This window comes from Pseudomonas sp. HMSC063H08, assembly GCF_001813645.1.
Classification (GTDB): domain Bacteria; phylum Pseudomonadota; class Gammaproteobacteria; order Pseudomonadales; family Pseudomonadaceae; genus Pseudomonas; species Pseudomonas aeruginosa.
Window position 1 is genome coordinate 1 of the sequence record NZ_KV813461.1, and the last position, 368, is coordinate 368.

Consider the following 368-nt stretch of genomic DNA (forward strand, 5'->3'; position numbering starts at 1 on the left):
GCCCCGGAGGCTGGGATGTCGTCGATGTTCTGGGTGGCGAGCCAGAACCAGGCGCCCAGTTTCCGCCACATCTTGGTGATCTTCATGGCGTAGGGCAGCAGCAGCGGGTGCTTGGTGATGATGTGCCCCTCATCGGTGATCTTGACGATGGGCCGGCCCTTGAACTGGTCGCGTTCGGCGATGTTGTTCACGGTGTTCAGCAGCGAGATGTAGGCGATCCCGAGCTGGGCGGCGTAGCCTTCGCGCGCGTAAGTCGCGAAATCCACCACGGTGAGGTCGGCTTCAGGCCAGGGCGTGCCTTCGCGATTGAACATCTCGCCGTCGGCACCCATGCAGAACATCTGCATGGCTTCCGCCATTTCGGCCAG

Annotated in this window: 1 pseudogene; it reads right to left on the reverse strand. The window is 62.5% G+C overall.

What is annotated here, in order from left to right:
- A pseudogene (locus HMPREF2924_RS16395) lies at positions 1 to 368 on the reverse strand (conjugative transfer ATPase); the annotation flags it as partial.